The sequence below is a fragment of the Bradyrhizobium sp. 215_C5_N1_1 genome, from assembly GCF_052075935.1.
GTDB classification, from domain to species: domain Bacteria; phylum Pseudomonadota; class Alphaproteobacteria; order Rhizobiales; family Xanthobacteraceae; genus Bradyrhizobium; species Bradyrhizobium barranii.
Genome location: NZ_CP197228.1, coordinates 5,673,916 through 5,687,779, shown reverse-complemented (window position 1 = coordinate 5,687,779; position 13,864 = coordinate 5,673,916). Strand labels below are relative to the sequence as shown.

11 protein-coding genes are annotated in these 13,864 nt (G+C 65.2%); all 11 read left to right on the top strand.

Going from position 1 to position 13,864, the window contains the following annotated elements:
- The first annotated feature begins 61 nt into the window (after positions 1-61).
- A complete protein-coding gene (locus AB7G19_RS27615; protein WP_071917558.1) occupies positions 62-901 on the top strand; it encodes a helix-turn-helix transcriptional regulator in 840 nt (279 codons plus the stop codon).
- 136 nt (positions 902-1,037) lie between these two features.
- The gene (locus AB7G19_RS27610; protein WP_441268418.1) at positions 1,038-4,040 is read left to right on the top strand and encodes a xanthine dehydrogenase family protein molybdopterin-binding subunit; all 3,003 of its coding nucleotides are present in this window, start codon (positions 1,038-1,040) and stop codon (positions 4,038-4,040) included.
- Positions 4,037-4,852, top strand: a complete 816-nt coding sequence (locus AB7G19_RS27605) for an FAD binding domain-containing protein (protein ID WP_441268417.1) — start codon at positions 4,037-4,039, stop codon at positions 4,850-4,852. The genes AB7G19_RS27610 and AB7G19_RS27605 overlap by 4 nt, the downstream gene beginning before the upstream one ends.
- Positions 4,849-5,367 (top strand): (2Fe-2S)-binding protein, encoded by a 519-nt coding sequence (locus AB7G19_RS27600; protein ID WP_441268416.1) that lies wholly within the window; start codon positions 4,849-4,851, stop codon positions 5,365-5,367. Before AB7G19_RS27605 ends, AB7G19_RS27600 begins: the two co-directional genes overlap by 4 nt.
- Entirely contained in the window at positions 5,360-6,904 is a 1,545-nt protein-coding gene (locus tag AB7G19_RS27595; RefSeq protein WP_441268415.1) for an AMP-binding protein, read from the top strand. Before AB7G19_RS27600 ends, AB7G19_RS27595 begins: the two co-directional genes overlap by 8 nt.
- A 36-nt stretch (positions 6,905-6,940) precedes the next feature.
- Positions 6,941-7,747, top strand: a complete 807-nt coding sequence (locus AB7G19_RS27590) for an enoyl-CoA hydratase/isomerase family protein (RefSeq protein ID WP_439034484.1) — start codon at positions 6,941-6,943, stop codon at positions 7,745-7,747.
- A 72-nt stretch (positions 7,748-7,819) separates the two neighbouring features.
- A complete protein-coding gene (locus tag AB7G19_RS27585; RefSeq protein ID WP_439034485.1) occupies positions 7,820-9,151 on the top strand; it encodes an MFS transporter in 1,332 nt (443 codons plus the stop codon).
- 63 nt (positions 9,152-9,214) lie between these two features.
- Positions 9,215-10,912: a GMC family oxidoreductase gene (locus AB7G19_RS27580; protein WP_439034486.1), complete on the top strand. Its 1,698-nt coding sequence runs from the start codon at positions 9,215-9,217 to the stop codon at positions 10,910-10,912.
- Between the two features lie 602 nt (positions 10,913-11,514).
- Positions 11,515-12,507, top strand: coding sequence for an NAD(P)-dependent oxidoreductase (locus AB7G19_RS27575; RefSeq protein ID WP_441268414.1), 993 nt, complete (start codon positions 11,515-11,517; stop codon positions 12,505-12,507).
- A gap of 15 nt (positions 12,508-12,522) precedes the next feature.
- The gene (locus AB7G19_RS27570) at positions 12,523-13,305 is read left to right on the top strand and encodes a class II aldolase/adducin family protein (RefSeq protein WP_441268413.1); all 783 of its coding nucleotides are present in this window, start codon (positions 12,523-12,525) and stop codon (positions 13,303-13,305) included.
- Between the two features lie 134 nt (positions 13,306-13,439).
- Positions 13,440-13,841, top strand: a complete 402-nt coding sequence (locus AB7G19_RS27565; RefSeq protein ID WP_441268412.1) for a VOC family protein — start codon at positions 13,440-13,442, stop codon at positions 13,839-13,841.
- Positions 13,842-13,864: the final 23 nt, after the last annotated feature.

Genomic DNA, 13,864 nt, shown 5'->3' with positions numbered 1-13,864 from the left:
ATAGTGCCGCGCCGATGAAGCAATTATTTTGCAGCGCAACGCTGCCGGGAGGAAGGAACTGATGTCGACGGCCCTGCGCATCGCTCATGGCGCTTTCGGCAGGGTCGCTCTGCTCGACATGGACCGTTCGCTGGTCCGCCACGCTCATCATCACTGCCACGTCCTGCTCAAGGTCGAGGGCTCCGACACGCAGTTTCTTGTGGGCGACCAGGTCACGCCGCTGACGGATACGGCCGCCGTGCTCGTCGACGGCTGGAAGCCGCATGCCTATGTGCACGACGCCAACCGTCCGCGCACGCTGATCATGGCGCTCTATATCGAGCCGGAATGGCTGAAGGAGTTCCGTCCCGGCTGGGCGGCCAGCGGTGCGCCGGGCTTTTTCGAGCGGCCGTCGGGCGAGGTGTCGCCGCGCATCCGTCAGCTCACGCTGCATCTGGCGGCCGAAATGATGGCGAATCCGGATGCGGTGCGGACCCACGAGCAGACGCTCTCGGATCTCATGATCGCGGTGATCGAGCGATTCACGCCCTGGCGCAGCTTCCCGACCACGATCCGCGGCATGAGCGCGGTGAGCTGCGATTGGCGCATCCGCCGCGCGATGGACGCGATGCGCGTGCACGATTCCTATGCCAACGTCGATCAGTTCGTGAAGGGCGCAGGCCTCTCGCGCGCGCAGTTCTTCCGCCTGTTCGAGACCTCGCTCGGCGTCTCGCCAAAGCTGTATCTCAATGTCGTCCGGATGGAGCGCGCGCTCGATGCTGTCATGCGCGAGGACACACCGCTCGGCGAGCTCAGCGAGCGCTTTGGCTTTCCGGAGCCGGCGCATTTCACGCGTTTCTTCCGGGATCATGCCGGCGTCAGCCCGCGCGAGTTTCGCAATGTCTCGCGTCTCGCGGGTTGAGTCTTGATATTGCGCTGCACGCTCTCGAATGAGACGATTTGGTAAGTCGTGAGAGCGGGCGGTATGGCTCCCGCACCCCCAGTCCTGACAAACGTCATCGTCGCGTCAAAGAACGCGTCGGGAGGTATGCCGGGACATGTTGCAGGCGGTCAAATCCGCAAATCCGGGAAGTGGCGATGAGCCGTGGGTCGGGCGTTCGATCGAGCGCGTCGAGGATGCCGCACTGCTCAGCGGCCGCGGCCGCTTCATCGACGATCTCGGTGTCCAGCCCGGCACGCTGCACGCGACGATCCTGCGCTCGCCGCATGCGCATGCCGATATTCTCTCGATTGATGTTGAAGCCGCGAAGCGTCTGCCGGGCGTCGCCGCGGTTCTGACCGGCAGCGACGTCAAGGCCGTCACGACGAGCCTCGTCGTCGGCGTGAAGGCGCCGGTGGAGTGTTGGCCGATCGCGATGGACCGCGTGCGCTATGTCGGCGAGCCGGTCGCTTTGGTCGTCGCAACTGATCGCGCACGTGCCGAGGACGCTGCCGAACTGATCAATGTCGAATATCGCCCGCGGGCTGCCGTCGTCGATCCGCTCCAGACGCTCGCGCCAGGCGCGCCCGTGCTCCACGATGGCTTTCCCGGCAATCTCGCCAGCGACCGCCACTTCCGTTACGGCGATCCCGAGAAAGCCTTTGCGGAGGCGCCGCATCGCTTCTCGATCGACATCCGCTATCCCCGCAATTCCTGCACGCCGATCGAGACCTACGGGGTCGTCGCATCGCACGATGCCGGCGAGGATGCCTATGAGGTGCTCGCCAACTTCCAGGGCCCGTTCAGTATCCACACGGTGATTGCGCGAGCGCTGAAAGTGCCGGGCAATCGGCTCCGGCTGCGCACGCCGCCGGATTCCGGCGGCAGCTTTGGCGTCAAGCAAGGCGTGTTTCCCTACATCGTGCTGATCGCGGCGGCAGCGCGCGTCACGGGACGGCCGGTGAAGTGGATCGAGGACCGGCTCGAGCATCTTACCGCGTCGGTGTCGGCGACCAACCGCGCGACGACGTTGTCGGCGGCGGTCGCAGCAGACGGAAAGATCCTCGCGCTGGACTGGGACCAGGTCGAGGATTGCGGCGCGCATCTGCGCGCGCCTGAGCCTGCCACGCTCTACCGCATGCACGGCAATCTGACCGGCGCCTACGACATCCGCCACGTCAAGATCCGCAACCGCGTCGTCGTCACGAACAAGACACCGACCGGTCTCAACCGCGGCTTTGGCGGCCCGCAGGTCTATTTCGCACTGGAGCGCCTGGTACAGCGGATCGCGATTGGCCTCGGCCTCGATCCGCTCGATGTCATCAAGCGCAATCTAATCGACGCCGGCGCGTTTCCCTATCGCACGGCGACCGGTGCCTTGCTCGACTCCGGCAACTACCAGGACGCCGTTGCGCTCGCAGTCGAGCAGGGCAGGCTCGCTGAACTCAAGGCGAAGCGGGACGAGGCGCGAGCGCAGGGGCGGCTCTACGGGATCGGCTTCACCGCGGTGGTCGAGCCCAGCGTCTCCAACATGGGCTACATCACCACCGTGCTGACGGCGGCCGAGCGCCGCAAGGCAGGTCCCAAGAACGGCGCGCAGGCAACCGCGACCGTCGGGCTCGATCCGGTCGGCAGCGTCACGGTTCACGTCGCCTCCGTGCCGCAGGGGCAGGGCCATCGCACGGTGCTGTCGCAGGTCGTCGCCGACGTCTTCGGTCTCCAGCCTAGGGATATCCGCGTCAACACCGAGATCGACACCGCCAAGGACGCCTGGTCGATCGCGTCCGGTAACTACGCCAGCCGTTTCGCCGCAGCTGTGGCGGGCACGGCAAAGATCGCCGCGGAACGCGTCGCCGGCAGGCTCGCCCGCATCGCCGCAAGCCAGTTGAACGTCGAAGCCGCCGACATCGTGTTTGCGAAAGGCTTCGTTGCCTCCAGGTACAATCCGGAGAACCGGATCGCGTTCTCGCGCGTCGCGGCGCTCAGCCACTGGTCGCCGGGCTCGCTCCCTGATGACGCGGGGCAGACCATCCGCGAGACCGTGTTCTGGACGCCGCCGGAGCTGACGCCGCCCGACGAGGACGACCGCATCAACTCCTCGCTCTGCCACGGCTTCATCTTCGATTTCTGCGGCGTCGAGATCGATCCGACGACGCTGGAGACGCAAATCGATCGCTACGTCACCATGCACGACTGCGGCACCATCCTGCATCCCGGCATGGTCAACGGCCAGATCCGCGGCGGCTTTGCGCAGGCGCTCGGCGCCGCGCTCTTTGAGGAATATGCCTACGCCGAGGACGGCAGTTTCCTGACGGGAACGCTCGCCGACTATCTGCTGCCGACCACCACCGAGGTGCCGGAGCCGCAGATCATCCACATGGAGACGCCGTCGCCGTTCACGCCGCTCGGCGCAAAAGGCGTCGGTGAGGGCAATTGCATGTCGACGCCGGTGTGCCTCGCCAATGCGGTCGCGGATGCGCTCGGCGTTGCCGACATAACGCTGCCGCTCGTGCCTGCGCGGCTCGCGGAGCTGGTGCGCGGTGCCGAGCCGCCGCCCCCCGCGGGCGGCGTGACTTCTGCGCCAGTGCGCGAAGGCGACCGGCGCTTGCGCGGCGAGGGACAGGCCTCGGTAAAGGGGCCGCCCGAGCAGGTCTGGGCGATGCTGCTCGATCCCGCCACCCTGCAGTCGGTCATTCCCGGCTGCCAGCGCGTCGACAAGATCACCGACACGCATTTCCGCGCCGACGTCACGCTCGGCATCGGCCCAGTCAGCGGGCGTTATCGCGCGGATGTCGAGCTGTTCGATCTCGATCCGCCACGCGCGGTCACACTGCGTGGCGGTGCGACCGGCGCGCTCGGCTTCGGCAACGCCGAGGGGCGGATCACGCTCGCGCCCGACGGCAATGGCGGCACAAAGCTGACCTACAGCTACGACGCCGCGATCGGCGGCAAGGTCGCGAGCATCGGCGGCCGTCTGCTCGACGGCGCCACGCGCGTCATCATCGGCCAGTTCTTCACCGCGCTCGCGCGGAAGGCGGGCGGCGGTGGTGCAGAGGGCGGCGGTTTCTCGCTGTTCGCCGTGCTGGCGAAACTGGCCAGCCTGTTCGGGGGGCGCCGATGAAACCGCCCGCATTCGACTATCTCCGGGCCGAGACCGTCGGCGACGTCCTCGAAGGCCTTGCCCAGCAGGGCGGTGATGCCCGCGTGCTCGCCGGCGGCCAGTCGCTGATGGCGATGCTCAACATGCGTCTCGCCAAGCCGAAGCTGCTGATCGACATCATGCGTATCAAGGAGCTCCGCCAGATCGAGCGGAAGGGCGATGCCGTCACGATCGGCGCCGGTGTGCGCCAGGCCGATCTCCTGGCGTGGCCTGACCTTGCCGAGGCGTTGCCGCTGGTCGCGCTGGCGCTGCCGTGGGTCGGGCACATGCAGACCCGCAGCCGCGGCACCATCTGCGGCTCGCTCGCGCACGCCGATCCCAGCGCCGAAATGCCGCTGACGCTGGTTGCGCTTGGTGGTGAAGTGCTGTTGCGCAGTGCCAAGCGTCGTCGCCGCGTCGCAGCCAAGGACTTCTTCGCCGGCATGATGCTGACCGCGCGCGCCGATGACGAATTGATCGAAGGAATCTCGCTGCCCGCCGTCAAGGGATCGCGCTTCGCCTTCCGCGAGGTCGCGCGCCGCTATGGCGATTTCGCCATTGTCGCCTGCGCGGCGATGAAGACACCGACGGGCGTGCGTCTCGCCGTTGGCGGCGTCGCCGACGTTCCGACCGCGCGCGACTGGCCGCGGCTGGAGGGCAGCGCGCTCGACGATGCCCTCAATGCATTCGCCTACGAGCTTGGTGCCCGCGACGACGTCCACGCCACCGCGCGCTACCGGCGCGACCTCGTGCGCATGATCGGTCGCGATCTGATCGGCGAGGTGCTGCAATGACCCGTCTCAAGGCAGATCAGCGCCATGCCGTCCGTTTCGCGCTCAACGGCAAGCCGGTCGAGGGCGAGGCGGAGCCGCGCATGCTGCTCTCCGATTTCCTGCGCCACCAGCTGGGAGCGACCGGCACCCATGTCGGCTGCGAGCACGGCGTCTGCGGCGCCTGCACTGTTGTCGTCGACGGCATGCTGACGCGGTCGTGCCTCACGCTCGCTGCGCAGGTCGATGGTTGCGAGCTCAGGACCGTCGAAGGCCTCGCACCGTCGGCGGACCGGCTCGGCGTGCTGCAGCAGGCCTTCCGCCGCAACCACGCGCTCCAGTGCGGCTTCTGCACCGCCGGCATTTTGATGTCGCTCGACCACTACCTCGCCAGGAACCCGGCGCCGACCGAGGCCGAGATCCGCGACCTCCTCAGCGGGCATATCTGCCGCTGCACCGGCTACACACCGATCATCCAGGCGGCGCTCGAAGCCGCCGCCGAACTCGCTTCATCCAAAAAAGAGACGTCCGATGCTTGATCTCGCCAGCAGCTTCATCGCCAGCGCCGCGCGCGATCCCCATGCGATCGCGCTTGTCGACGGTGATCTGCGCCTGACCTACCGGCAATGGTACGGCAAGATCTCCGCGCTCGTGGCATCGTTCGACCGCCTTGGCCTCAAGCCTGGCGATCACGTCGTCACGCTGCTGCAAAACCGCTGGGAAGCGGCGACGCTGCACTGGGCCTGCCAGTTCGCAGGCCTGGTGATCACGCCGATCAACTGGCGCGCCAAGGCCGACGAGCTCGATTACTGCATCGAGAACGCCGAAGCCTGCGCGATCGTCTATCAGGATATCTCTGCCGAGGCGGTGCAGGGCTCGGGGTTGGCAGGCAAGCTGCTGCGTGTTTCCGTCGATCCCGGGACGGGGGAGGCCACCAGCTTTGCCGATCTGATCAAGGACAGCGCGCCGGACGCCGAGCCGCGTGTCGGCACCGATGCCTGGTCGATCATGCTCTACACGTCGGGCACGACCTCGCGGCCAAAAGGCGTGCCGCGACGGCATCGCGCTGAACGTGCCGCGGCGATCGCCCATGTCGCGCAAAATCTCTACGGCCGCGGCGAGCGCACGCTCGGGGTGATGCCGCTCTACCACACCATGGGCGTCCGCTCGCTGCTGGCGATGTCGCTGATCGGCGGCACCTTCATCTGCCTGCCGCGCTATGACAGCCGCCAGGCGCTGGCCCTGATCGAGAAGGAGGAGATCACCAACCTGTATCTGGTGCCGACGCTCTATCACGACCTCGTTCATCACGAGGCCTTCGCCAAAACCGACGTCTCCAGCGTCCGCAAGCTCGGCTTTGCCGGCGCCTCGATGACCGACGGCCTTCTCAGGAAGCTGAACGAGGCGTTCAAGCCAGAGTTGTTCGTCAATCACTACGGCAGCTCCGAGATCTACACCTTTACGATCGACCAGAACGCCGCCGCAAAGCCCGGCTCGGCCGGCAAAGCTGGGCTGAACCAGCACGTCAAGGTCGTGCGCATCGGCGCGAAGTCGGTCGCGGAGCTTGCTGCGGTCGGCGAGGAGGGCGAGATCATCGCGACGCTCGCCGGCGACGAGGCCTTCGAAGGCTACTGGCGCCGCCCTGAAGCCGACGCCAAGTCGCTGCGCGAGGGCTGGTACTTTACGGGCGATACCGGCTTCGTCGATCCCGACGGCGACCTATTCGTCACCGGGCGCGTCGACGACATGATCATCACCGGCGGCGAGAACGTCTCGCCGGTCGAGATCGAGAGCTGCCTGTCGCTGCATCCCGCGGTCGACGAGGTCGCGGTGGTCGGCGTTGCCGACGAGAAATGGGGCAAGGTCGTCGCCGCCTTCGTCAAGCGCAATCGCCCTGTGTCGGACGTCGAGCTGGAGCAGTTCTGCCGGACCACGGGCCTCGCCAATTTCAAGCGGCCTAGACGTTACGTTTTCGTCGACGCCATTCCCAAATCGCCGGTCGGCAAACTGCTGCGGCGACTGCTCGTCGCCGGTGAGTACGAAGCCGAGCGCCTGCCGCCATCAGACGCCGCCTGATCATCACTCATCAACAATCAACAGAAGGAAACCAACATGCCGTCAGCCTACAATTTTACCGATCCTCGACTCGCAAAACTCGACGGGTTCAAGGTCGAGATCGATGAGGCGCATGAGCGGGCCGATATCATCCTGGGCCGGCCGCCCTACAACGTCGTGGCGATGCCGCAGCGTGACCAGCTGCGCCTGACCTTCGAGACGCTGGACGAGGATCCGCGCGTCCGCGTGATCGTGGTGCGCGGCGAGGGCGAGCATTTCTCCAGCGGCGGCAATATCGGCGGCTTCATGGAGGCGAGCCCCGAGCACGTCTCCAAGCTCGCCTGGAACATCGCCGCGCCTGCGCGTTGCGCCAAGCCCGTGATCGTTGCCAACCGCGGCTATTGCTTCGGCGTGGGCTTCGAATTGTCACTCGCTTGCGACTTCCGCATCGCCTCGGAGACCACGCAGTACGCGTTGCCGGAGCAGAAGCTCGGCCAGATCCCGGGCTCAGGCGGCTCGGCGCGCCTGCAGAAGATGGTCGGCATCACTCGCACCAAGGACATCGTGATGCGCTCCAAGCGCATCTCGGCGAAGCAGGCCTATGACTGGGGCATCGCCACCGAATGCGTGCCGGATGCCGAGCTGGAGAAGGCGACCGACAAGCTGGTCGACGAGCTCCGCACCTTCTCGCCGCTGGCGCAGCGCACGGCGAAGAAGCTCCTCAACGACACCGAGGATTCGACGCTCGCCATCGCGATCGAGCTCGAAGGCCATTGCTACAGCCGCCTGCGCCAGTCGGAAGACTTCAAGGAAGGCGTCGAAGCCTTCAACGCCAAGCGTCCGCCGAAGTTCACCGGGCACTGATGCGCGACAAAACTGCCGCGGTTCGCAATGACGCGGGCCGCGGCTCTATCAAAACGGGGGAGGTAAAACAACATGGCTGAGATGGATATGCCGGTCGCGGGCGCACAGGCGTCGGCCGATAACAAGCAGATGGTCAATGCGATCATCGCATCGGTGCTCGGATGGGCGCTGGATCTGTTCGATTTGTTCATTTTGCTCTACGTGGCGCCGGTCGTCGGCGCGCTGTTCTTTCCGTCGAGCAACCCAGCGCTGTCGCTGGCTGCGGTCTACGGCTCGTTCGCCGTGACGCTCCTGATGCGGCCGCTGGGCTCGGCGGTGTTCGGGCATTATGCCGACGTGCACGGCCGCAAGCAGGCCATGCTGATCGCCATCATCGGCGTCGGCATCAGCACGGCCGCCTTCGGCCTGCTGCCGACCATCGCCCAGGTTGGAATTCTCGCGCCGATCATCTTCCTGATCCTGCGGCTGGTGCAGGGCATCTTCGTCGGCGGCGTCGTGGCTTCCACGCACACCATCGGCACCGAGTCTGTGCCGGCGCAATGGCGCGGCGCGATGTCGGGCCTGGTCGGCGGCGGTGGCGCCGGCATCGGCGCGCTGCTCGCGTCCTTCATCTTCCTGATCACGTCCTCGATCTTCCCCGGCGATGCCTTCGCGGTGTGGGGCTGGCGCTTCATGTTCTTCTCGGGGCTGCTGAGCTCGCTGCTCGGCTGGTTCATCTTCCGCAACCTCGAGGAGTCGCCTTACTTCAAGGAGCTCAAGCGCCAGCAGGGTAACAAGCAGGCGAAGGTCTCGAAGGCGCCGGTCAAGGACGTGTTCTCCGGCGAGTATCGCGGCGTGCTGCTGGTCAACCTTCTCATCACCTTCGGCGGTGGTGCCGGCTATTATCTGACCTCGGGTTATCTGCCGAGCTTCCTGAAAGTCATCAATGCGGTCCCGAACCAGACCTCGTCGTTGATCCTGATGGGCGCTAGCGTGTCGGCGTTCTTCTCGGCCGTGCTGGTCGGCGCGCTGAGCGATCGTATCGGCCGCAAGAAGACGTTCCTCATCATCGGCGTCCTGGCCGCGGTGCTGCTGCCGCTGTGCTATCTCAATCTCGCGGCGACCAAGGACACGACGCAAATCACGCTCTATGCGCTCGCGATCGCCTTCATCGGCAATGCCGGCTATGCGCCGGTGCTGATCTTCCTCAACGAGCGTTTTCCGACCGCGTTGCGCGCTAGCGGCACGGGTCTGTCGTGGAACATCGGCTTTGCGCTGGGCGGCATGATGCCGACCTTCGTCTCGCTGGTGAGCGGCAGCCCTGCGGAGATCCCGATGTCGCTGGCCTACTTCGCAGTCGGCGTGTTCGTGATCTACCTGATTGGTGCGGTCGTGATCCCCGAGACCAAGGGTAACTTCCGCTGAGCCAAATCGGCGCGGCCGCATTCGTGGCCGCGCCGATCCATCGAATTGCGCGATGAGACGGGAATGGATGGGCTGCATTTCGACGACGTGATCGTCGGTGGCGGATCGGCGGGCTGCGTGCTCGCCAATCGGCTTTCCGCAGACGGAAGCCGCCGCGTGCTTCTGATCGAAGCCGGGATGGACACGCCGCCCGAGGCGACGCCGCCGGAAATCCTCGACAGCTATCCGATGACGCTGTTCTTCGGCGACAAATACATCTGGCCGGGCCTGTCAGCGGCCGCCGGCCGCAATGCCGAGGGCAAGCCGGTCGTTCGCGCCTACGAACAGGGGCGGGTGATGGGCGGCGGTTCCAGCATCAACGTGCAATCGGCCAATCGCGGCCTGCCGCGCGACTATGACGAGTGGCTCGATCTCGGCGCGCGGGGCTGGGGCTGGGCGGATGTGCTGCCGTACTTCCTCAAGCTCGAGACTGATCTGGATTTCGACGGCCCGCTGCACAGCAAGCACGGCCCGATCCCGATCCGCCGCATCGCGCGCGAGGCGATGCCGCCGTTTGGCAAGGCCGTGGGAGAGGCTTTGTCGGCAACCGGCCTGCCGTTCCGGAAAGACCAGAACGCCGAATTCGAGGACGGCATCTTTCCGCCGGCGTTTTCGAACCGTAACGACCGGCGCGTCTCGACCGCCGCCGGCTATCTCGACGCAGCAACGCGTGCGCGACCGAACCTGACGATCTGGGCTGAGAGCGAGGTCGAGCAGCTTCAGCTCGACGGCCGCCATGCGACGGGCGTGGTGGTTTCGCGCGGCGGTCATAAGCTCACCATTGGCGCCGGCCGTGTCATCCTCACCGCAGGCGCGCTGCAATCGCCGGCGATCCTGATGCGGGCGGGCATCGGCCCGGGTGCGGCGCTGCAAGCGCTCGGCATTCCCGTGGCGATCGATCTGCCCGGCGTCGGCAGCAATCTGCGCGATCACCCCGCACTGACCTTCTGTCAATATTTGCCGCGGCGGTTGCGCTTGCCGCTTGCCCGGCGGCGTCCCAATTTCGCGGCGATGCGCTTCTCGTCCGAACATCCCGGCTGCGACGCCTCCGACATGTACATCACGGCCTCGGCGCGCGGCGGGTGGCATGCGCTGGGCACGCGGCTTGGTCTCTACTTTCTCTGGTGCAACCGGCCGTATTCGAGCGGCTCGCTCATGCTGGCGAGCCGCGACCCGAAAACCTATCCAGTGGTCGATTTCAACCTGCTGTCCGACCGACGCGATCTCGAACGGATGGTCGCGGCCGTCCGGCTGCTCGCGAAACTTGTCGTTCATCCCGCGCTCAACCCGGAGGCGGGCGATTTCTTCCCGGCTTCCTTTTCTCCGCGTATCAAGCGGCTGAGCCGGTACGGCACCGTCAATCGCATCGTTGCGTCCATCCTCGGGCCAATGCTCGACATACCCGCGGGCCTCAGGGCGCTTGTGATCCGGCTCGTGCTGCTCAACGGCACGGCCTTCCAGGCGACGCTTGCCGACGACCGTGCCCTCGAAGCCTTCGTACGGCAAAGCGTGTTCGGAGTCTGGCATCCAGTGGGGACATGCCGCGTGGGCGATCCCGCCGACCGGATGGCGGTGGTCGAGTCCGAGGGCAGGGTGATCGGCAGCGAGAACATTTTTGTGGCGGATGCCTCGATCATGCCGCGGCTGCCGACGGCCAATACCAACATCCCCGTGATCATGGCGGCCGAGAAGATCAGTGATGCCCTGCTGTCGCGAAATTAAGCTTTGTGCTGCGCCAGCGCGGAAACGCCCTCCTGCGTTAGGTATTCGAGTTCCACGAGGTCACTCCATTAGATTCGACTCCTGAACAGGAAGCGCCGCGACGACCGACTGCGGCATCGAGCGGTTCACGTTAGACCGGGCTCGCTCTTCTTCGCTGTTGTTAGCCGAAAGTGGCCCGTGATGGATTGGAGCGAGGGTTAGATTGTTTCAATCAGTTAAAGGGCGGCGTGTGCATGACGTATGCACCGGGAGATCGAGAAAAATCTTGCGCAGGCCAACGTGAGCAGGCGTTTTTGAAGTAGGCGGATTGGTCGCGGAAAGCGCAGCTGCTTTGTACTCACGCAGCTAACTGCGACCTATTTGATCAATGACGCGACGTCTTGGGGATGGGACCAACTGGCTCTTAATCAGCGGGGCTCGGGTTCGAGCCTTTGCCGCGTCGGGCGCGAGCCCCCGTAGAGGCGCCAGGGCTCCAGAGACAAATCCTTTTGTCTTGCCGAAGCGCGTCGTCCTCTTGTTGCAAGACACCCGTCATCTTTGAAAGGACTATCTTGCCGCAAACGCCTAGCATATCCGGATCGTTGCCATCGTGACTGCGTGACATGAACACTCCCCGAATTGAAAGCCAGCGCGCCTCCACCAGCGTGCGATCGCCGATTATCGTCAATCAGCTTGGCCCGGACATTCGTGCGGCGCTGGTCGATCACTGGTCGCGCCCGCTGATCATCGATCATCCCGCCGATCGCGCGCCCTGGGAGGTTGCTCCCGAAGCGGACGTGCTGCTGACGCGGCCGCTAGTGGGCTGGCACAAGGCGCCTGCGGAGAAGCCGGCCGGCTGGCCGTTCGGCCTGCACTGGATCCAGACCGCATCGACGGGAGTCGATTTCTTTCCGGCATGGCTGCTCGACGGTCCGGTGGTCACGGTCGGCCGCGGCATCTCGGCTGATCCGATCGCGGAATATGTCCTTGCGGCGATTCTCGGCTTCGAGAAGCGTATCCATGACATCCGGCCGCGCAATCGCGAGCAGTGGAAGATCAGCCCGCTGGGCTCGCTCACCGGCAAGACGATCGGGATTGCCGGCTTCGGCGCGATCGGCCGCGCAGTCGCCGAACGGGCCAAGCCGTTCGGTGTCAACATCAGGGTTCTCAGGCGCTCGGCCTGGCCATATGTCCTTCCAGGCATCCAGCCGGTTGATAGCATCGAGGAGCTGGTCGCGGTCTCCGATCATCTCGTCCTTGTTCTGCCGGCGACGACCAAGACCGCGCGTCTGATCAACGCCGATGTGCTGGCGCGGGCCAAGACGTCGCTGCACCTAATCAATGTCGCGCGAGGGCGGATCGTCGATCAGGGTGCGCTGTTGCAGGCGCTCGACGAGGGGCGGATTGCCGGCGCGACGCTCGACGTCACCGATCCCGAGCCGCCGCCGGAGGGCGATCCGATCTATCGCCATCCCAAGGTCGTCCTGACCCCGCATGTGTCATGGACGGGTGGCGAGGATGCCAAGCGGCTGGCCGACAAGACGCTGGTCAACCTCGACGCCCACGCCCATGGCGTGGCGCTGGCCGACGTCTTCGACAAGAATCTCGAATACTAAAAAAGGAAAGGCACAATGAACAAGGTCGTCGAGAAGCCCAAGAAGTACTCCCTGGTCGAGCGCACGCCGGCCGCGACGTTCGAGGAAGAGCGGCTGCATCGCAAACAGCGGCTTGCCGCAACATTCCGCCTGTTCTCGCGCTACGGCTTCGATCAGGGGCTCGCAGGCCATGTCACCGTGCGCGATCCGGAGTTTCCCGAACGGTTCTGGATCAATCCGCTGTCGAAGCATTTCAGCCAGATCAAGGTATCGGATCTTCAGCTCGTCGATCACGATGGCAACATCCTGATCGGTGACAAGCCGATCAACCAGGCCGGCTTCGTGATTCACTCCGCGATCCACGCCGCGCATCCTGAGGTGATCGCGGCCGCGCACACCCATTCGACCTATGGCAAGGCCTGGTCGGCGCTCGGCCGCCTGCTCGATCCGCTGACGCAGGATTCCTGCGCCTTCTACGAGGATCACGTGCTGTTCGATCCGTTCTCCGGCGTCGTGCTGGAGGCGGAAGAGGGCCGCAAGATCGCGCAGGCGCTGGGATCGAAGAAGGCGGCCATCTTGCAGAACCACGGCCTGCTCACGGTCGGACCGACCATCGAGGCTGCCGCCTGGTGGTACATCGCCATGGACAATGCTGCGCGCGCCCAGCTGCTTGTGGAAGCCGCCGGAACGCCAAAGCCGATCCCGCACGAGATCGCCAGCCTGACCTCGCGGCAGGTCGGAACGCACAAGGGCGGCTATTTCAGCTTCCAGCCGTTGTGGGACTGGATCACCGAGGCGGAACCGGATCTATTCAATTAGGTATCGAGGCTTCCGAGCCGGGCCGATGACCCGGCTCGCCGAATTGCGCCATGCTCTAACATCGTGAGATATAGCGGCAGGCGGCTTGTCACGCTTGTGCAGGCTGCCGCAGCAACGGTGAGGAGCAGGGCGACATGGTCAATGGTCTGCCAAGCGAAGTTGAAGTCATCACATTGTTCGTCGATGACATTGCGTCGTCGAAAGCGTTTTACGCCAAGGTTTTCACATCCGAGACGGTCTGGGAGGATGCGGTCTCATCCGTACTTCGATTTGGTGGGCTCCTGGTCAACCTTCTCGACGCGACTCAGGCACCGCCGCTTGTCGAGCCGCTGCGTGTCGCGCAGTCCTCCGCAGGGGCGCGCGCACTCCTGACGATCAGGGTCGTCGACGTCGATCAGGTCTGCTCGGCCCTGCGGGAGATTGGCGTCGATCTGCTCAATGGCCCGATCGACCGTCCGTGGGGGCGACGAACTGCATCCTTTGCCGACCCCTCAGGCCATGTCTGGGAGATCGCGCAGCTGATTGAGCGGAAATAGCAGCCGGCTTCCGGCCCGCCGAT